Source organism: Streptococcus sp. 1004_SSPC (assembly GCF_001069025.1).
Classification (GTDB): Bacteria; Bacillota; Bacilli; order Lactobacillales; family Streptococcaceae; genus Streptococcus; species Streptococcus vestibularis.
In genome coordinates this window covers 15,834-36,484 of record NZ_JWGQ01000034.1, presented here as the reverse complement: position 1 = coordinate 36,484, position 20,651 = coordinate 15,834, and the positions used below count along the sequence as shown (strand labels likewise).

Genomic DNA, 20,651 nt, shown 5'->3' with positions numbered 1-20,651 from the left:
ACACTTAAAAAGCTCTATAATCTCTACAGTGGTTTTACCCACTACAGAAATTATAGAGCCTTTAAAGCTAGCCTAGGCTAGTTTTTTGGTGTTTAAATGCGTTTGAGTTTTTGATATAATGTTAGGCATAATTGCAAAGAGGTGACTGTGATGGATTTAACACAACGTTTTAATAAAAATTTAGATAAGATTGAAGTCTCAATGATTCGTCAGTTTGACCAATCAATTTCAGATGTTCCAGGTATTAAAAAGTTGACGCTTGGAGAACCTGATTTTACGACTCCAGATCATGTGAAAGAAGCAGCTAAAACTGCGATTGATGCGAACCAGTCACACTATACAGGTATGGCTGGACTTCCTGATTTGCGTCAAGCTGCTGCGAATTTTGTTAAGGAAAAATACAATCTAACTTATAACCCAGATAATGAAATTTTGGTAACTATTGGGGCCACAGAAGCTCTTTCTGCGACCTTAACAGCTATTTTGGAGTCAGGTGATACGATTCTTTTGCCTGCACCAGCCTATCCAGGATATGAGCCGATTGCAAATCTAGTTGGGGCTGAAATTGTTGAAATTGATACAACAGCTAATGATTTTGTTTTGACACCGGAGATGTTAGAAAAGGCAATTTTAGAGCAAGGGAATAAGCTTAAGGCTGTTTTACTTAACTACCCAACCAACCCAACAGGTGTGACTTATTCACGACAACAGATTGAAGATCTTGCTGAGGTTCTGAAAAAATATGATATTTTTGTTGTTAGTGATGAAGTATATTCAGAACTAACTTATGTAGATCAACATGTTTCTATTGCTGAATATTTGCCTGAGCAAACTATTTTAATCAACGGCTTGTCGAAATCTCATGCGATGACAGGATGGCGTATTGGTTTGATTTTTGCACCAGCAAGTTTGACGGCTCAGTTGATTAAGAGTCACCAGTATTTGGTGACGGCTGCAGCTACTATGGCACAATTTGCAGCTATCGAAGCATTATCTGCTGGTAAGGATGATGCACAACCAATGAAAGTTGAGTATTTGAAACGTCGTGATTATATTCTTGAAAAAATGACTGAACTTGGTTTCAAAATTATTAAACCTGATGGTGCCTTTTACATCTTTGCTAAGATTCCAGAAGGATATAATCAAGACTCCTTTAAGTTCTGTCAAGACTTTGCTCGTGAAAAAGCTATTGCTATTATTCCTGGCGTTGCTTTTGGGAAATATGGCGAAGGTTATGTTCGCTTGTCGTATGCAGCTAGCATGGACACTATTGAAACAGCTATGACTCGTTTGAAAGAGTTTATGGAAGAACATGCAGAAGCTTGAGAGTAGGGGGCTCGTCCTCTTCAATCGTAATTATCGTGAGAATGATAAGCTGGTTAAGATTTTTACTGAACAAGCTGGTAAACGGATGTTTTTTGTTAGAGGTGGTGGGTCAGGTAAATTGAGTGCTGTGATTCAACCTTTAAACATCGCTGAATTTATGATGACTGTAAATGATGAAGGTTTATCTTTCATAGAGGATTATAGTCAGGCAGAGTCTTTTAAGGAAATTACAAGTGATATTTTTAAGCTGTCTTACGCGACCTATTTAGCTGCTTTGACTGATGCTGCTATTGCTGACGGTGTGGTAGATGCGCAATTATTTGTATTTTTAGAGAAAACCCTTGAGTTAATGGAAGAGGGCTTAGATTATGAAATATTGACTAATATCTTTGAGATTCAAGTTTTGGACCGTTTTGGCGTACGATTGAACTTTCATGAATGTGTCTTTTGTCATCGTGTTGGTCTTCCTTTTGATTTCTCGTATAAGTTCTCAGGTTTACTTTGTCCCAATCATTACGAAGAAGATGAAAGGCGTAGTCATTTGGACCCTAATGTGCCTTATCTTTTAGATCGTTTTCAGGGTCTTTCGTTTGAAGAATTGAGAAGCATATCTGTTAAGGATGATATGAAACGAAAGTTGCGACAATTTATTGATGAGCTTTATGATAATTATGTTGGGATTCATCTTAAAAGCAAGAAGTTTATTGATAATCTAAATTCTTGGGGTCACATTATGAGTAAAGAAGATAGTGCTGATTAAGCATTATCTTTTTTTGTTTCACGTGAAACAGGAATGTAGAGGTTTTCAGTTTCCGGGGTTAAAATGCAGGTCAGTTCATGCTATAATAAGAGGACAATAAGCTGAAAGACTCTGCTAGGGATAGTGACCGAGGGATGTCTATTGTTTAAGAGCAGAGGATGAGAGGGAGAATGCTATGCATGTAATTGCAGTGGATGCTATGGGTGGCGATAATGCGCCACAAGCGATTGTAGAGGGAGTTAACCAAGCTTTAGCAGAGTTCAAAGATATTGAAATCCAGCTTTATGGTGACGAAGCTAAAATCAAAAACTATTTGACAGCGAATGAACGTGTGAGCATTGTTCATACTGATGAAAAGATAAATTCGGATGATGAGCCCGTCAAAGCAATTCGAAAGAAAAAGAAAGCTTCGATGGTTTTGGGTGCACAAGCTGTTAAGGATAAAGCAGCGGATGCTGTAATCTCTGCAGGGAATACAGGTGCTCTTTTGGCTGCCGGTCTTTTTGTTGTTGGACGTATTAAGGGAGTTGAACGACCAGGTCTTATGTCAACGATGCCAAGTTTTACTGGTCAACCCTTTGATATGCTTGATCTAGGAGCTAATGCTGAAAATACAGCTAATCATTTGCATCAATATGCTATTTTAGGCTCTTTCTATGCTAAAAATGTACGTGGAATTGCCAACCCTCGTGTAGGCCTACTTAATAATGGGACTGAGAAAACAAAGGGGGATAGTCTTCGTAAGGAGGCTTTTGAGCTTTTATCCAAGGAAGCAAGCATTAACTTCATTGGTAATGTCGAGGCGCGTGAAATCATGTCTGGAGCTGCTGATGTGGTAGTGGCTGATGGTTTTACAGGAAATGCGGTTCTTAAGGCAATTGAAGGAACTGGACTTGGCATAATGAAGACTCTTAAGTCAGCCATAATGAATGGTGGTCTCAAAGCTAAATTAGGTGCCTTCCTCTTGAAGGATAGACTTAAAGGCATGAAAGAGACGATGGATTATTCAAGTGCCGGTGGGGCTGTTCTTTTTGGTCTCAAGGCTCCTGTAGTAAAATGTCATGGATCTAGTGATGCTAAAGCAGTCTACTATACCATTAAGCAGGTTCGTACGATGCTCGATACTAAGGTGGTAGAGCAACTAGTTGACGCTTTCGACCCGAAAGAGGAGGCTAACTGATGAGTAGAGTAGAAATTCTTCAGAAAATGCAGCTCGTTATTCAAGAGCAATTGGGTAGAGAGGATATTGTTTTAACTGAAGCTACTAAATTAGATGACTTGGGTGTAGATTCAATAGAGCTTATGGAATTCATTATTAATTTGGAGGATGAGTTTGCCCTAGAGATTTCCGATAATACCATTGATCATATGGATAAGGTATCAGATTTGTTAGACTATTTGTCTGAGCAATTGAATAATAAATAAGAAAATTAGACTTTAGTTGTTAGATTCTAGAGGAATATAATAATGAAGCAACTATATGTTGCATGGTTATCATTTTATTGGAGTGAGATAAAAAGCTAAAAGTTACATTGATTTAGCACTATCTCACTCTTTTTTTCTATACATTTTTATTAAAAAACTCCAAGCAACACTCTAAAACCGAACGTTATTTATTTAATTGATAAATAAAGTTTGCTATATGTTTGTTTTTGGTTTTTCGTGTGGTATAATTAAGATGAATAAACTTGAAAGGCGAACAATACCATGTCAAACCAACTGATTTATACTGGGAAAGCTAAAGATATTTATAATACAGAAGACGAAAATGTGATTAAGTCGGTCTATAAGGACCAGGCAACCATGCTTAATGGTGCTCGTAAGGAGACTATTAAGGGTAAAGGTGTGCTAAATAATCAGATTTCGTCTCTTATTTTTGAAAAATTGAATGCTGCGGGTGTAGCTACTCACTTTATTGAACGTATTTCTGACACCGAACAACTCAACAAGAAAGTGAAAATCATTCCTTTGGAGGTTGTTCTTCGTAACGTGACTGCGGGTTCTTTTTCTAAACGTTTTGGTGTGGAAGAAGGTTTGGACTTGAAAACTCCTATCGTTGAATTTTACTATAAGAACGATGATTTGGATGATCCATTCATCAATGATGAGCATGTGAAGTTTTTGGATATTGCCAATGATGAGCAAATTGCTTATATCAAGGAAGAAACACGCCGTATCAATGAATTGCTGAAAGATTGGTTTGAGCAAATTGGTCTTCGTTTGATTGACTTCAAATTGGAATTCGGTTTTGATAAGGATGGCAAAATTATCTTGGCAGATGAATTTTCACCAGATAACTGCCGTCTTTGGGATGCGGAAGGGCACCATATGGACAAGGATGTTTTCCGTCGTGATCTCGGTAGCTTGACAGATGTGTATGAAGTTGTATTGGAAAAATTGCAAAGCTTGAAGTAAAGTTTTACTTGGTCGTCACTACAATCTTTAAGTAGAAATAGATAAAGGAAATAAAATGGATAAACGTATTTTCGTTGAGAAAAAAGCTGATTTTCGTGTGAAATCTCGATCTTTAGTAAAAGAATTACAGCATAATATTCAGTTGAAAACCTTGAATGATCTTCGTATTGTACAAGTTTACGATGTCTTTAATTTAGCAGAGGATTTGTTTGCACGTGCGGAAAAACATATCTTTTCTGAACAAGTAACCGATACTGTTTGGGATGAAGCTGAGGTTAAGGCTGATCTTGAGAAGTATGCTTTCTTTGCTATCGAAAGCTTGCCTGGTCAATTTGACCAACGTGCGGCATCTTCACAAGAAGCTTTGCTTTTGCTTGGTAGTTCAAATGATGTAACAGTGAACACAGCACAACTTTACTTGGTTAACAAGGATATTGATTCGAATGAGTTGGAAGCTGTCAAAAACTACCTCTTGAACCCAGTGGATTCTCGTTTCAAAGATATCACTGTTGGCATTGCGAAACAGGATTTCTCTGAGTCTGACAAGACCATTCCAAGTTTGGATTTCTTTGAAACTTATACGGCAGAAGATTTTGCTAAGTATAAGGCAGAGAAAGGATTGGCAATGGAAGTAGACGACCTTCTCTTCATTCAAGATTACTTCAAGTCCATTGGACGTGTGCCAACTGAGACTGAGCTTAAGGTTTTGGATACTTACTGGTCTGATCACTGCCGTCACACAACTTTCGAGACTGAGTTGAAGAATATCGACTTTTCAGCTTCTAAATTTCAAAAACAATTGCAGGCGACTTATGACAAATATATCTCCATGCGTGATGAGTTGGGACGTACGGAAAAACCTCAAACCTTGATGGATATGGCGACTATTTTTGGTCGTTATGAGCGTGCCAATGGCCGTTTAGATGACATGGAAGTGTCTGATGAAATCAATGCCTGCTCAGTTGAAATTGAAGTAGATATCAATGGTGTCAAAGAACCATGGCTTCTTATGTTCAAGAACGAAACTCACAACCACCCAACTGAAATCGAACCATTTGGTGGAGCAGCTACTTGTATTGGTGGTGCCATTCGTGACCCATTGTCAGGTCGTTCATACGTTTACCAAGCCATGCGTATCTCAGGTGCTGGTGATATTACAACACCAATCGCTGAAACACGTGCTGGTAAATTGCCACAACAAGTGATTTCTAAAACAGCGGCTCACGGTTATTCTTCATACGGTAACCAAATTGGTCTTGCAACAACCTATGTTCGTGAATACTTCCACCCAGGTTTCGTTGCTAAGCGTATGGAGCTAGGTGCCGTTGTCGGTGCGGCTCCTAAGGAAAATGTTGTCCGTGAAAAACCTGAAGCAGGTGATGTGATTATCTTGCTCGGTGGTAAGACTGGACGTGACGGTGTCGGTGGTGCGACAGGTTCTTCTAAAGTTCAAACAGTTGAATCTGTTGAAACAGCTGGTGCTGAGGTCCAAAAAGGGAATGCCATCGAAGAACGTAAGATTCAACGTCTTTTCCGTAATGGTGAAGTAACACGTCTTATCAAGAAATCAAATGACTTTGGTGCTGGTGGTGTCTGCGTGGCTATTGGTGAATTGGCAGATGGTCTTGAAATTGATCTAGACAAAGTGCCATTGAAATACCAAGGGTTGAACGGTACAGAAATTGCCATCTCTGAATCTCAAGAACGAATGGCTGTAGTGGTTCGTCCAGAAGATGTAGACGCCTTCGTTGATGAATGTAACAAAGAAAATATTGATGCTGTTGTCGTTGCAACAGTGACTGAAAAACCAAATCTTGTCATGCACTGGAATGGCGAAACCATCGTTGATTTGGAACGTCGTTTCCTTGATACAAACGGTGTACGTGTGGTTGTAGATGCTAAGGTGGTTGACAAGGATGTCAAGCTTCCAGAAGAACGTCAAACATCTGCTGAAACCCTTGAAGCTGATACTCTTGAAGTCTTGGCTGACCTTAACCATGCCAGTCAAAAAGGTTTACAAACCATCTTCGATAGCTCAGTTGGTCGTTCAACAGTTAATCACCCACTCGGTGGTCGCTACCAAATCACACCAACAGAAGCTTCTGTACAGAAATTGCCAGTCCAACACGGCGTGACAACAACTGCTTCTGTTATGGCGCAAGGATTCAACCCTTATGTAGCAGAATGGTCTCCATATCATGGTGCTGCCTATGCAGTAATCGAAGCAACAGCTCGTTTGGTTGCTGCTGGTGCAAACTGGTCTAAGGCTCGTTTCTCTTATCAAGAATACTTCGAGCGTATGGATAAACAAGCAGAGCGTTTTGGTCAACCAGTATCAGCTCTACTTGGATCAATCGAAGCTCAGATTCAACTTGGTTTGCCATCTATCGGTGGTAAAGACTCTATGTCTGGTACCTTTGAAGAATTGACAGTACCACCAACCTTGGTTGCTTTTGGTGTGACAACTGCAGATAGCCGTAAGGTCCTTTCTCCAGAATTTAAAGCTGCTGGTGAAAATATCTATTACATCCCAGGTCAAGCTTTGGCACAAGAAATTGACTTTGATCTTATCAAGTCTAACTTTGCTAAGTTTGAAGCCATCCAAGCTGATTATAAAGTCACATCTGCATCAGCTGTCAAATACGGTGGTGTTGTTGAAGCTCTTGCCCTTGCAACATTTGGTAACCATATTGGTGCCACTGTAACCCTTGAAAATCTTGAGACTGCTTTGACAGCTCAATTGGGTGGATTCGTCTTCACATCTCCGGAAGAAATTTCAGGTGTTGCCAAGATTGGACAAACAGCAGTTGACTTTACACTTACTGTCAATGGTGTAACGCTTGATGGACACAAACTTGACAGTGCCTTCCAAGGTAAATTGGAAGAGGTTTACCCAACTGAATTTGTACAAGCAACTGAGCTAGAAGAAGTACCTGCTGTAGCATCTGATGCTGTGATCAAATCTAGAGAAATAGTTGAGACACCAGTGGTTTACATCCCAGTATTTCCAGGGACTAACTCTGAGTATGACTCTGCTAAGGCCTTTGAAAAAGAAGGTGCCAAAGTCAACTTGGTACCATTTGTAACACTGAATGAAGAAGCTATTGTCAAGTCTGTTGACACTATGGTTGACAATATCGAAAAAGCTAACATTATCTTCTTTGCAGGTGGCTTCTCAGCAGCGGATGAACCAGATGGATCAGCTAAATTTATCGTTAACATCTTGCTCAATGAAAAAGTACGTGCAGCCATTGATAGCTTCATAAAACGTGGTGGTTTAATCATCGGTATCTGTAACGGATTCCAAGCCCTCGTCAAATCAGGTCTCCTTCCATACGGTAACTTTGAAGATGCAAGCAGTACGAGTCCAACCCTCTTCTACAATGATGCCAACCAACACGTGGCTAAGATGGTTGAAACACGTATTGCCAACACGAACTCACCATGGCTTGCTGGAGTAGAAGTTGGTGACATCCATGCCATCCCAGTATCACATGGTGAAGGTAAATTTGTCGTGACAGCTGAGGAATTTGCAGAGCTTCGTGACAATGGTCAAATCTTTACCCAATATGTTGACTTCGAAGGCAAACCTAGCATGGATTCTAAATATAATCCAAATGGTTCTGTCAATGCTATTGAAGGTATCACAAGCAAGAACGGTCAAATTATTGGTAAGATGGGTCACTCAGAACGTTTCGAAGATGGTCTCTTCCAAAATATTCCAGGAAATAAAGATCAGCACCTCTTTGCGTCAGCGGTTAAATACTTCACTGGAAAATAATAGAGCGAGTTTAGCGCGCTTAGTAATGATATTTTTCGCTGTAGCGATATTCCTAGATAACTTGAGAATTTTGCAAAATCGAGATCAAATTGGAAGAATGAGACACTAGAGATAGCTACACTCATTCTTGTTACCTAAGGAAAATATCACAAATAAAAGGTATATAAAATGACATACGAAGTTAAATCTCTTAATGAAGAATGTGGTGTTTTTGGTATCTGGGGTCACCCGGATGCTGCCAAATTAACTTATTTCGGACTTCACAGTCTTCAACACCGTGGTCAAGAGGGTGCAGGAATTCTCTCAAATGATGCGGGTCAATTGAAGCGTCATCGTGATATGGGGCTTCTCTCAGAAGTTTTCCGTGATCCAGCCAACTTAGACAAGCTGACTGGTACGGCTGCTATCGGTCATGTTCGTTATGCGACTGCTGGTGAGGCTTCTGTAGACAATATTCAACCATTCATGTTTAAGTTTCACGATGGACAGCTTGGTCTTGCTCATAATGGGAATTTGACTAATGCAGAGTCACTAAGACATGAGTTGGAGAAGAATGGGGCCATTTTTAGCTCAACTTCTGATTCAGAAATATTAGCTCATTTGATTCGTCGTAGCCATAACCCATCATTTATGGGAAAAGTAAAAGAAGCTCTGAACACTGTCAAAGGTGGATTTGCTTACCTTCTTATGATTGAGGACAAGCTTATTGCAGCTTTGGATCCAAATGGTTTCCGTCCACTTTCTCTTGGTAAGATGGCCAACGGTGCTATCGTGGTTTCATCTGAAACCTGCGCTTTTGAAGTGGTTGGTGCAGAATGGATTCGTGATGTAAATCCGGGTGAGGTTGTTATCATCGATGATAATGGCATCGCTTACGATACCTATACAACAGATACGCAATTGGCTGTTTGTTCGATGGAGTATATATACTTTGCTCGTCCTGATTCAAACATTCAAGGTGTGAATGTCCATACGGCTCGTAAACGTATGGGAGCTCAATTAGCACGTGAGTTCAAGCATGAAGCGGATATTGTGGTCGGTGTGCCCAATTCATCACTTAGTGCGGCCATGGGATTTGCTGAAGAATCAGGCTTGCCAAATGAAATGGGCTTGATTAAAAATCAATACACCCAACGTACCTTTATTCAACCAACACAAGAATTGCGTGAGCAAGGAGTTCGTATGAAACTCTCTGCCGTATCAGGTGTTGTTAAAGGAAAACGTGTGGTCATGATTGACGATTCCATTGTTCGTGGAACAACGTCCCGTCGTATCGTTCAACTCTTGAAAGAAGCAGGGGCGACTGAGGTTCACGTGGCTATCGGAAGTCCAGCCCTTGCTTACCCATGTTTCTACGGTATCGATATTCAAACACGTAAGGAATTGATTGCCGCCAACCATACAGTTGAGGAAACACGCGAAATCATTGGTGCGGATAGCTTGACTTACTTGTCAATTGATGGCTTGATTGATTCCATTGGAATTGACACAGATGCACCAAATGGTGGCCTTTGTGTGGCCTACTTCGATGGCAAATATCCAACACCATTGTATGACTACGAAGAACGCTATTTGGAAAGTTTGAAAGAACACACTTCTTTCTATTAAGAGCAGTGCAGAAGAAAAAAGAGGAAAAAATTATGTCTAAAAATGCTTACGCGCCACGTCTCACTACTGACTAAAAGCTAAAGCATTTGTCAGTAGACGCTTTGCCCTATGGGGCCAAAGCTAGAGACCTGACTAGTATTTTTAGATAAAAAGGTGGTTTATCTAAAAATACGTCGCAATTTTTCTCGAAAAAAGAAAAGGAATAAACAAATGACAAATAAAAATGCGTATGCCCAATCGGGTGTGGACGTTGAAGCAGGTTATGAAGTTGTCGAACGTATCAAAAAACACGTTGCCCGTACAGAGCGTGCAGGTGTCATGGGAGCTCTTGGTGGCTTCGGTGGGATGTTTGACCTTTCAAAAACAGGTGTCAAAGAGCCCGTTTTGATTTCAGGTACAGATGGTGTCGGTACTAAACTCATGCTTGCTATTAAGTACGACAAACACGACACTATCGGTCAAGATTGTGTCGCTATGTGTGTTAACGATATCATTGCTGCAGGTGCTGAGCCCCTCTACTTCCTTGACTATGTAGCGACTGGTAAAAATGAACCAGCGAAATTGGAACAGGTCGTTGCTGGTGTGGCTGAAGGTTGTGTGCAATCTGGTGCAGCCCTCATCGGTGGTGAAACTGCTGAAATGCCTGGTATGTACGGTGAAGACGACTATGATTTGGCTGGTTTCGCGGTAGGTATCGCAGAAAAATCACAAATCATCGATGGTTCAAAAGTGGCTGAAGGTGACGTGCTTCTTGGACTTGCCTCAAGCGGTATTCACTCAAATGGTTACTCACTCGTTCGCCGTGTCTTTGCTGATTACACAGGTGAAGAAGTCCTCCCAGAACTTGAAGGCAAAAAACTTAAAGACGTTCTTCTTGAACCAACTCGTATCTACGTCAAAGCGGCTTTGCCACTCATCAAAGAAGAATTGGTGAATGGAATTGCTCACATCACAGGTGGTGGTTTCATTGAAAATGTACCACGTATGTTCTCAGATGACTTGGCTGCTGAAATTAACGAAAGCAAAGTGCCAGTCCTTCCAATTTTCAAAGCCCTTGAAAAGTATGGTGAAATCAAACACGAAGAAATGTTTGAAATCTTCAACATGGGTATTGGTCTCATGCTTGCGGTTAAACCAGAAAATGTTGAACATGTCAAAGAACTTCTTGACGAACCTGTTTATGAAATCGGTCGTATTGTGAAGAAAGATGGCGCAAGTGTGGTGATTAAATAATGGTGATATCACCATTTTGTACAGAGAAATTGTAGAAAGGAGTGTTTAGTTAGGAAGCCTAACTGAACACGGGACTCATTTTCTAGGAAAAAAGAGAAATCATTTTGTGTGCAAGCACCCAGCAATGATTTCCTATTTTTCTACGAAACTGTTCGGCTAGCCGAAACGTCCCTTTGTATCGAATATGAAGATTGCTGTTTTTGCCTCTGGCAACGGCTCAAACTTTCAGGTGATTGCGGAACAATTTCCAGTAGAATTTGTTTTTTCAGATCACCGTAATGCCTATGTCTTGGAACGTGCCAAGAATCTTAATGTGGTTAGCCATGCCTTTGAACTCAAGGAATTTGACAATAAAGCGGCTTACGAAGAGGCTATCGTCAAACTCTTGGATGATCACCAGATTGACTTGATTTGTTTGGCCGGTTATATGAAAATCGTTGGCCCAACCTTACTATCAGCTTACGAAGGCCGTATTATCAATATTCACCCGGCTTATCTCCCTGAATTTCCAGGGGCTCATGGTATTGAAGATGCTTGGAATGCAGGAGTTAACCAGTCTGGTGTGACCATTCACTGGGTGGATTCTGGTGTTGATACCGGTAAGGTTATCAAACAAGTCCGTGTGCCACGCCTTGAAGGTGATACCCTTGACACTTTCGAAACTCGCATCCACGAAACAGAGTACAAACTCTATCCAGAAGTGTTGGATAGTTTGGGAGTTGCACGAAAATAAGAAAGCTCTCGAGCTGAAAGAAAATTTTCGATTGTAGCAGATAAAGAACTTTTTTAAAAAAAGGAAAAGAAAGAAAATGACTAAACGAGCACTTATTTCAGTCTCAGATAAAGCAGGCATTGTTGAATTTGCCCAAGAACTCAAAAAACTTGGTTGGGACATCATCTCAACAGGTGGTACCAAAGTTGCCCTTGATAATGCTGGGGTAGATACCATTGCCATTGACGATGTGACTGGTTTCCCAGAAATGATGGATGGTCGTGTGAAGACCCTCCACCCAATTATCCACGGTGGTCTCCTCGCTCGTCGTGACCTCGACAGCCACCTTCAAGCGGCTAAGGACAATAATATCGAATTGATCGACCTTGTTGTGGTGAACCTTTACCCATTCAAGGAGACTATTCTCAAACCAGACGTGACTTATGCTGACGCAGTTGAAAACATCGATATTGGTGGTCCATCAATGCTTCGTTCAGCAGCTAAAAACCACGCTAGCGTAACAGTTGTGGTAGACCCTGCTGACTATGCGGTTGTGCTTGACGAATTGTCAGCGAACGGCGAAACAAGCTACGAAACTCGCCAACGTTTGGCAGCGAAAGTATACCGTCACACAGCTTCATATGACGCTTTGATTGCAGAATACTTCACAGCTCAAGTGGGTGAAACAAAACCTGAAAAACTCACTTTGACTTATGACCTCAAGCAACCTATGCGTTACGGTGAAAACCCCCAACAAGACGCAGACTTCTACCAAAAAGGTTTGCCAACGGCTTACTCAATTGCTTCAGCTAAACAACTTAACGGTAAAGAATTGTCATTCAATAATATCCGTGATGCTGATGCTGCTATCCGTATCATCCGTGATTTCAAAGACCGTCCAACAGTCGTGGCTCTCAAACACATGAACCCATGTGGTATCGGTCAAGCTGACGACATTGAAACAGCTTGGGACTACGCTTATGAAGCTGACCCAGTATCAATCTTTGGTGGTATTGTAGTCCTCAACCGTGAAGTTGATGCTACGACGGCTAAGAAAATGCACGGTGTCTTCCTTGAAATCATCATTGCACCAAGCTACACAGATGAAGCACTTGAAATCTTGACTACCAAGAAGAAAAATTTGCGTATCCTTGAGTTGCCATTTGACGCTCAAGATGCTAGCGAAGCGGAAGCAGAATACACTGGCGTTGTCGGTGGACTTCTCGTTCAAAACCAAGACGTTGTTAAAGAAAGCCCAGCTGACTGGCAAGTGGTTACGAAACGCCAACCAACTGAAACAGAAGCGACAGCTCTGGAGTTTGCTTGGAAAGCTATCAAGTACGTCAAATCAAATGGTATCATCGTGACTAACGACCACATGACACTTGGTGTTGGCCCTGGTCAAACTAACCGTGTGGCTTCAGTCCGTATCGCCATTGAGCAAGCTAAAGATCGTCTTGATGGTGCTGTTCTTGCTTCAGATGCCTTCTTCCCATTTGCAGATAACGTGGAAGAAATCGCTAAAGCAGGTATTAAAGCAATCATCCAACCGGGTGGATCAGTCCGTGACCAAGAGTCAATCGAAGCGGCTGATAAACATGGTTTGACAATGATCTTTACAGGCGTTCGTCACTTCCGTCATTAAGAATTTTCAAAGCATCCAAGAAATTGGATGCTTTTTAGATGCCTTAAGCTTCCTTTAAGCTACCCTAGCTATACTACTACCATCCTAAAAAACTTTTCTTTTTCATAAATCTCCTAAGAGCTCGGCACCCGCTGGGCTTTTTTATTTCAGCACATCAAAAAAACAACCGTTCGCACGATTGTTCAATAGATTTAAGCCTTTTCAAGGACAGACTGAGTTACCCAAGTCTTGCGATTTCCGATTTGAACGAGGACGCCATCGCTAGGTGGGTCAATGGCTAGTACTTTGAAGTTACCTGGAATAGTAAAGGTCTCACCAGGATTGAGGTACTGGTCTGATGTTGGATTGCCTTGTCCATCAACTTCAAGAACGGGTCCAGGGTCAACGATATTGTGTTTGGTTGGTGTACCTCCAGCTAAATCTTGGCTAGTGATGGTATTTCCTGACACAGACGTGACACGGAAGGTACCTGTGAAGCGGACTGTATCACCAACTTTGATAGAAGAGTTAGTAGAATTTCCATTTTGAGCTCCTGGTTCGAGGTCTTTAAAGTGGATATAACCAGACACCTGACTCTTATGGAAACTGCGTTTATGGTATTTCTCAGGCCCTTGACCAGCATTGTAGTTGTATTCTTCAATAGTCACCTGATCACCATTTACCTCAGCTACCCAAGCAACATGTCCCATGTATCCAGCTCCGTTGACACCGTTTGAAAACCAAGCGATACTTCCAACAGCAGGATTCATATCTACACGATGTCCATTCGCTCGTGCAATTGGTCCCCAAGTGATGGCATTTCCATAACCTACAGGCAGAGTGAAACCGTTGGAGTTACTGAGGCGATAGGCCGCAAAGGATGTGCACTGACGCCAGTACATGGTCCATGGATCGACACCGATGCCACCGTATTTCCAAGAGGAAGGATAGTCATCTCCGAGGACAGCCGCCTGAGCGGAACTGCCACACGAAACCGAAATAGTCGCTAGACAAGCTAGCGGTAAGAGACAATTTAGTAATTTTTTCTTCATTTTAACCTCCACCTACCTATTCGCAGTTTTTCAGGAAAATGAGGATATTTTTGCGTTTAAGCCTCCCTTAAGTTGCTCAAGATATACTATCATCAATCCTAATTAACTTTTTTCATTTTCATAATCTCCCAAGAGGCGGTCCAAGTGGCCACCTTTTTTATGTCCAAATTTGGATACATACCCATATTTCCGAACAAATATGTTATAATGGTTATATATAATTCGTAAAAATAGCTAATTTTTTCCGAATGATTGTCGTTAACGGGCATTTGCCCCTGGTCTTATTTGATATTGAGGTATCTTTCAAATGAAACTTTTGGTTGTTGGTTCTGGTGGTCGTGAACATGCGATTGCCAAGAAATTATTGGAGTCTAAGGACGTTGAGCAAGTTTTCGTGGCTCCTGGTAATGACGGGATGACATTGGACGGTCTTGATTTGATCAATATCGGAATTTCCGAACATTCTAAGCTGATTGACTTCGCAAAAGCGAACGATATTGCTTGGACATTTATTGGTCCAGACGATTCCCTTGCGGCTGGGATCGTGGATGATTTCAATACGGCAGGACTCAAAGCATTTGGTCCGACCAAGGCTGCGGCTGAGCTGGAGTGGTCTAAGGATTTTGCTAAGGAAATCATGGTCAAATATGATGTTCCAACAGCAGCCTATGGCACATTTTCAGATTTTGAGGAAGCCAAGGCCTATATCGAGGAAAAAGGCGCTCCAATCGTCGTTAAGGCAGACGGCTTGGCCCTAGGTAAAGGTGTCGTCGTTGCTGAAACGGTTGAGCAAGCGGTCGAAGCTGCTCATGGGATGCTCTTGGACAATAAATTTGGTGACTCAGGTGCACGTGTGGTCATCGAGGAATTCCTTGATGGGGAGGAGTTTTCTCTATTTGCCTTTGTCAATGGGGACAAGTTCTACATCATGCCAACAGCTCAAGATCACAAACGTGCCTATGATGGTGACAAGGGTCCTAACACTGGTGGGATGGGGGCTTATGCGCCGGTTCCACACTTACCACAGAGCGTGGTTGACATGGCGATTGACACTATTGTCAAGCCAGTCCTTGAAGGTATGATTAAAGAAGGTCGTCCTTACACCGGTGTCCTTTACGCTGGTCTTATCTTGACAGCTGACGGCCCTAAAGTCATCGAGTTCAACTCTCGCTTTGGCGATCCTGAAACGCAAATCATCTTGCCTCGTTTGACTTCTGATTTTGCGCAAAATATCACTGACATTTTGGATGGTAAAGAGCCAACTATCACTTGGACGGATAAGGGTGTAACACTTGGTGTGGTTGTAGCCTCAAACGGCTACCCACTCGCTTATGAGAAGGGTGTTAAGCTTCCAGCCAAGACAGAGGGAGATATCATCACTTACTATGCTGGAGCTAAATTTGCTGAAAATGGCCAAGACCTTCTCTCAAACGGAGGACGTGTTTACATGTTGGTCACAACAGCAGACACCGTCAAAGACGGCCAAAACATTATCTACAACGAACTTAACAAACAAAATACAGAAGGCCTCTTCTACCGTACGGATATCGGTAGCAAGGCTAACAAATAATCAGCGACCGTAGGTCGTAAAAGGCGAGCGAAAGCGAGCTAATGAGCGACAATCACCACCGTTGTGAAAAAACGATTGGCTTTGTTAGCCAATCGTTTAGGGAAATCGGAAGACTTAAGGCTTCCGATTTAAGCATGAGCCCCCTTCGGTGGCTGCTGCCGTCCCTCACAACCTAAGGTGATTGTCAAAAAAAGGAAGAAAAAGGATATTAACTATGAAACCAGTAATTTCCATTGTCATGGGCTCAAAATCTGACTGGGCAACCATGCAAAAAGCCGCTGAAGTCCTCGACAACTTCGGCGTTGCTTGCGAAAAGAAAGTTGTTTCCGCACACCGTACACCGGACCTCATGTTCAAACATGCCGAGGAAGCACGTAGCCGTGGTATCAAGGTCATCATCGCGGGTGCTGGTGGTGCTGCTCACTTGCCAGGGATGGTCGCAGCTAAAACGACCCTTCCGGTTATCGGAGTACCAGTCAAATCACGTGCCCTCAGCGGTGTGGATTCGCTCTATTCCATCGTTCAGATGCCAGGTGGTGTACCAGTTGCAACCATGGCTATCGGTGAAGCTGGTGCGACTAATGCTGCCCTCTTTGCCCTCCGTCTCCTCTCAGTAGAAGACAAGGCCATTGCGGACGCACTTGCTAACTTTGCTGAAGAACAAGGAAAAATTGCAGAGGAGTCTACAAATGAGCTCAACTAAAACCATTGGTATCATCGGTGGTGGCCAGCTTGGTCAGATGATGGCTATCTCAGCTATCTACATGGGCCACAAGGTTATCACCCTTGATCCAGCATCAGATTGTCCATCTTCTCGTGTGTCTGAGGTTATCGTGGCACCTTATGACGATGTGGACGCCCTTCGCCAGTTGGCGGACCGCTGCGATGTTCTCACTTATGAATTTGAAAATGTCGACGCTGACGGCCTTGACGCTGTTATCAAAGACGGTCAACTTCCACAAGGGACAGACCTGCTTCGTATTTCACAAAACCGTATCTTTGAGAAAGACTTCCTCTCAAACAAGGCTAAAGTGACAGTTGCTCCTTACAAGGTTGTGACATCTAGCCTTGATTTGGAAGATATTGACCTTTCTAAAAAATACGTCCTCAAGACAGCGACAGGCGGTTACGATGGCCACGGTCAAAAAGTCATCACGTCAGCTGACGATTTGGAAGAGGCAAATTCCCTTGCTAACTCAGCTGAGTGTGTCTTGGAAGAGTTCGTTAACTTCGACCTTGAAATTTCAGTCATCGTGTCTGGTAACGGCAAGGATGTGACGGTTTTCCCAGTTCAGGAAAATATCCACCGCAACAACATCCTCTCTAAAACTATTGTGCCTGCCCGTATTTCTGATAGTCTAGCTGAGAAAGCTAAAGCTATGGCAGTGAAGATTGCTGAGCAACTTAACCTCTCTGGTACTCTCTGTGTAGAAATGTTTGCGACAGCTGATGACATCATTGTCAACGAAATCGCGCCACGCCCACACAATTCAGGGCACTACTCAATCGAAGCCTGTGACTTTTCACAATTTGACACGCATATCTTGGGTGTTCTCGGAGCACCACTTCCAGCAATTCACCTCCATGCACCTGCTGTCATGCTCAACGTCCTCGGCCAACACATCGAAGCAGCTGAGCGTTATGTCACAGAAAATCCAAGCGCCCACCGCCACATGTATGGTAAACTAGAAGCGAAGCACAACCGCAAAATGGGGCATGTGACTTTGTTTAGTGATGAACCAGATAATGTGGTTGAGTTTGGGAAAGGAATTGATTTTTAGGTGAGAATAGCAATCCTAGGACTCGGAGTCATTGGAACGACTTATGCCTATGCTTTTCAAAAAGCAGGTCATCAAGTAGAACATGTCCTTAGAGACAGTAAGCGGAACAATGCTCCCAAATCCCTCTCGGTTGATTTGCTAGATGGTCGCTATCATTCCAAAGGTGAGAACAAGCATGATACCTATGAGGTTCATGTGGCGGAAGCTGATTCGGAATATGATTTTATTTTTCTCAGTGTGCGTCATGGTTTTGTCAAAGGAGCCGTGGAAACCTTGCGAAAAAATAATATCAAAGGCACCCTTGTTTTCTTCTGTAATTTCTGGAATACACGAAAAGATGTCCAAGAGTGGGCAGGAGATTACGACTATATTCTGGCTTTTCCGACAGCGGGTGGTCATATGCAGGAGGACCATTTAGATGGTGTCTTGTTCGACCATTTAATGCTAGAAGGTGAGCAAAAAGCACACATTTCTAACTATGCTGATTTAAGGACTTTACTGACTTCTGCAGATTTGAAGTGGGAAGTTCCTCATGATATGGTCGAGTGGATTTGGATTCACATGGCGATTAATGCAGGTGTTACTTCGACAGCTGCGCGTTCGGGAAAATTGGAAAATCCAGAACAGCTGGCTTTGAACTTGATGAATAGTTCTTCGGAATTATCATTAGTCATTAAGGCCATTCGAGAAGCTTTGAAAGTGGTAGAAGTGCGTGGCGTAAATTTGAATCTTTACAAAGCCGAACTATTGCCATACAAAATTCCCGCTTGGATTGCAGGAAAAGCCATGAAAATCATGTTTGCGAAAAATGAGCTGACACGAAAAATCATGACCTTACACAATGATAAACAGGACATCTTCTATTGTTGTCAAAGTGTCTATCAGACCGGTCAGGAATTAGGTGTTGAGATGCCCATTCTTGAAGCAAATATGAAGGGCATTTCGCTTTAGGAGGTTTTTATGATTCAACTTATTGTCAACGCATTTGTTGAAAAAGAGAAGACGGGGGCAGTCGTCGAAGTTTTGTATGCTAGTAGCGATCACGAAAAAGTGAAAGCTAAGTATGAAGAGTTGGTTGCTCAATATCCTGAAAATTATTTAGCTATCTATGATTTGCCGATGGATACTGATTTGAATAAACTAGATCACTATCCATCAGTGTGGATTGGGAAGGAAGAGTTTGAGTAGGAGACCTTAATGTCGATATTTAATTTTGGAAAACCCAAAGATGAAGCTTTAGAAAATAAAATTCAGAGATTAAATCAAGAGATTGCTATTCAAAAAGCAAAATTGGCAGATTTAAAAGCTCAAATAAAGATAGCAGACGAGATAGTCTCATTAAATACGGAGTTATCTCAGAAGCGGTCAGAATTATTTGCCATTCAGAACGAGATTTCTTTAGCTAATGACACACTTGGATTACAAGAGTTTGGATTCTTTGAGAGACAGTATAAGTTTTCTGATAGCACAAAATATAAGGAAGCTTTGGATAATTTGCGAAAACAGCAGAAAGATTTAGTTAAATCTGGTCAGGCTGGTAGAATTATAGTACCTATGCTTTTAGATAATAATAAAAGCAAGGGGAAGGCAATGCAGAATCAGCTTATTAAAGCGGCTATTCGTGGTTTTAATGGTGAAGCGGATGCCTTGTTAGTAAAAGTTTCTGTTTCGAATGTCGAAAAGAAGATCCAGGCATTGAAGAAAGCATTCCAACAACTGAATAGAATGTATTCACGTAATCAAATTGAAATTACGATACCCTATCTAAATTTAAAAATTGAAGAATTGCTCCTAGCTGCTGAGTTTGAATTACAGAAGCAAGAAGAAAAAGAATTGCTTCGTGAGCAAAGAGCAAAAGAGCGTGAGGACAAAAAACTTCAGGCTGAAATTAAAGCACGTCGAAAGCAATTGGAAAAAGATAGAACCCACTTTAAAAATATGGTTTCTAAGGTTGAGGAACTTTTGAAAAATGCCACTGGTGAAGAGTTTGAAGAACTTCAGAGACAGTTATCTGAGTACCAAGGTAAATTATCTGAATTAGATGAAATCGAAGAAGATATTGATTATCGTGAAGGTCATGCAACAGCCGGCTACGTATATGTCATTTCTAACATTGGTTCTTTTGGTGAAGATGTTTATAAAATTGGAGTTACTCGTCGTTTAGAACCTCTTGAACGCATCAGGGAATTAAGTAGCGCATCAGTACCTTTTCAATTTGATGTCCATGCTTTAATTTTTAGTGAAGAAGCTTTTGCACTAGAGACTGAATTACATAATCAACTTAGTGAGTATAAGGTTAATAAAGTAAATAACCGTAAAGAGTACTTCAAGGTTCCATTTGAAAAAATTAAGGCACTTTTAGATAAACACGAAGAGTTAACTATAGAATTAAATGAGAACGCTGAAGCATTCGAATATAGACAGAGTAAATTAGTGGGTGGTCAATACAAATGAAGCTTTGGCTTATTCTATCGTTAATAATATGTTTTATAGGTTGTGTAATGGGAGTTCTAGGAATGGGAGAACCAAGTGATTGGAAGTCTCAAACAGCAAATAATATTACTACTGATAGAGAAAAGAACAATTATTCTTTAAAACAAAGGATTTATTTTTTCATAGGAGCAATTGTTTGTGTACTACTAATGATGGCTATATTAGTGATATCATTTAAACAAAATATAAATAAAAAGAAAGGAACAAGGGTACTCGTATTCACTAAAACTGAATACGGGCTACGGACTTCCTAATTGTAAACATAGAAAGGAAATGGGCATCTAGTTTGCAGAACT

General features: G+C 41.5%; 18 protein-coding genes. 17 read left to right on the top strand and 1 reads right to left on the bottom strand.

Annotated features, from left to right (window positions below; translation table 11 throughout):
* Positions 1-150 precede the first annotated feature (150 nt).
* The 10 genes from ADF62_RS02590 (at position 151) to purH (ending at position 13,480) form a co-directional block, all read left to right on the top strand.
* Complete coding sequence (locus ADF62_RS02590; RefSeq protein WP_048788010.1) at positions 151-1,326, top strand: pyridoxal phosphate-dependent aminotransferase; 1,176 nt, start codon at positions 151-153, stop codon at positions 1,324-1,326.
* Positions 1,313-2,086, top strand: a complete 774-nt coding sequence (gene recO / locus ADF62_RS02585; RefSeq protein ID WP_048788009.1) for a DNA repair protein RecO — start codon at positions 1,313-1,315, stop codon at positions 2,084-2,086. Before ADF62_RS02590 ends, recO begins: the two co-directional genes overlap by 14 nt.
* Positions 2,087-2,261: 175 nt before the next feature.
* A complete protein-coding gene (gene plsX, locus ADF62_RS02580) occupies positions 2,262-3,266 on the top strand; it encodes a phosphate acyltransferase PlsX (protein WP_048788008.1) in 1,005 nt (334 codons plus the stop codon).
* On the top strand, positions 3,266-3,511 hold the full coding sequence (locus ADF62_RS02575; protein ID WP_003098242.1) for a phosphopantetheine-binding protein: 246 nt from the start codon (positions 3,266-3,268) through the stop codon (positions 3,509-3,511). Before plsX ends, ADF62_RS02575 begins: the two co-directional genes overlap by 1 nt.
* Before the next feature lie 282 nt (positions 3,512-3,793).
* Positions 3,794-4,501 carry a phosphoribosylaminoimidazolesuccinocarboxamide synthase gene (gene purC, locus ADF62_RS02570; RefSeq protein ID WP_048788007.1) on the top strand — a complete coding sequence of 236 codons (708 nt, stop codon included), beginning with the start codon at positions 3,794-3,796 and terminating at the stop codon, positions 4,499-4,501.
* A gap of 55 nt (positions 4,502-4,556) precedes the next feature.
* Complete coding sequence (locus ADF62_RS02565; protein WP_048788006.1) at positions 4,557-8,282, top strand: phosphoribosylformylglycinamidine synthase; 3,726 nt, start codon at positions 4,557-4,559, stop codon at positions 8,280-8,282.
* Between the two features lie 168 nt (positions 8,283-8,450).
* On the top strand, positions 8,451-9,890 hold the full coding sequence (gene purF / locus ADF62_RS02560; RefSeq protein WP_048788005.1) for an amidophosphoribosyltransferase: 1,440 nt from the start codon (positions 8,451-8,453) through the stop codon (positions 9,888-9,890).
* A 210-nt stretch (positions 9,891-10,100) separates the two neighbouring features.
* Positions 10,101-11,123: a phosphoribosylformylglycinamidine cyclo-ligase gene (gene purM, locus ADF62_RS02555; protein ID WP_037621852.1), complete on the top strand. Its 1,023-nt coding sequence runs from the start codon at positions 10,101-10,103 to the stop codon at positions 11,121-11,123.
* A gap of 184 nt (positions 11,124-11,307) precedes the next feature.
* Entirely contained in the window at positions 11,308-11,856 is a 549-nt protein-coding gene (gene purN / locus ADF62_RS02550) for a phosphoribosylglycinamide formyltransferase (protein WP_003098257.1), read from the top strand.
* A 76-nt stretch (positions 11,857-11,932) separates the two neighbouring features.
* Entirely contained in the window at positions 11,933-13,480 is a 1,548-nt protein-coding gene (purH, locus tag ADF62_RS02545; RefSeq protein ID WP_003098259.1) for a bifunctional phosphoribosylaminoimidazolecarboxamide formyltransferase/IMP cyclohydrolase, read from the top strand.
* Between the two features lie 191 nt (positions 13,481-13,671).
* Here the strand turns inward: purH and ADF62_RS02540 are convergent, their stop codons facing one another.
* Positions 13,672-14,511, bottom strand: coding sequence for a CHAP domain-containing protein (locus tag ADF62_RS02540; RefSeq protein ID WP_037621854.1), 840 nt, complete (start codon positions 14,509-14,511; stop codon positions 13,672-13,674).
* A 307-nt stretch (positions 14,512-14,818) separates the two neighbouring features.
* Between ADF62_RS02540 and purD the strand changes: the two genes are divergently transcribed.
* The 7 genes from purD to ADF62_RS11120 all read left to right on the top strand — a co-directional run bounded on the left by purD (position 14,819) and on the right by ADF62_RS11120 (position 20,609).
* Complete coding sequence (gene purD, locus ADF62_RS02535) at positions 14,819-16,081, top strand: phosphoribosylamine--glycine ligase (protein WP_003098266.1); 1,263 nt, start codon at positions 14,819-14,821, stop codon at positions 16,079-16,081.
* A 214-nt stretch (positions 16,082-16,295) separates the two neighbouring features.
* The gene (gene purE / locus ADF62_RS02530) at positions 16,296-16,784 is read left to right on the top strand and encodes a 5-(carboxyamino)imidazole ribonucleotide mutase (RefSeq protein ID WP_003098268.1); all 489 of its coding nucleotides are present in this window, start codon (positions 16,296-16,298) and stop codon (positions 16,782-16,784) included.
* A complete protein-coding gene (gene purK, locus ADF62_RS02525) occupies positions 16,771-17,862 on the top strand; it encodes a 5-(carboxyamino)imidazole ribonucleotide synthase (RefSeq protein WP_003098269.1) in 1,092 nt (363 codons plus the stop codon). The genes purE and purK overlap by 14 nt, the downstream gene beginning before the upstream one ends.
* Complete coding sequence (locus tag ADF62_RS02520; RefSeq protein ID WP_003098271.1) at positions 17,863-18,813, top strand: ketopantoate reductase family protein; 951 nt, start codon at positions 17,863-17,865, stop codon at positions 18,811-18,813.
* 9 nt (positions 18,814-18,822) lie between these two features.
* A complete protein-coding gene (locus ADF62_RS02515) occupies positions 18,823-19,050 on the top strand; it encodes a hypothetical protein (RefSeq protein ID WP_003098272.1) in 228 nt (75 codons plus the stop codon).
* Positions 19,051-19,059: 9 nt separating this feature from the next.
* Positions 19,060-20,316, top strand: a complete 1,257-nt coding sequence (locus tag ADF62_RS02510) for a DUF4041 domain-containing protein (protein WP_003098275.1) — start codon at positions 19,060-19,062, stop codon at positions 20,314-20,316.
* Between the two features lie 62 nt (positions 20,317-20,378).
* A complete protein-coding gene (locus ADF62_RS11120; RefSeq protein WP_179944339.1) occupies positions 20,379-20,609 on the top strand; it encodes a hypothetical protein in 231 nt (76 codons plus the stop codon).
* Positions 20,610-20,651 lie beyond the last annotated feature (42 nt).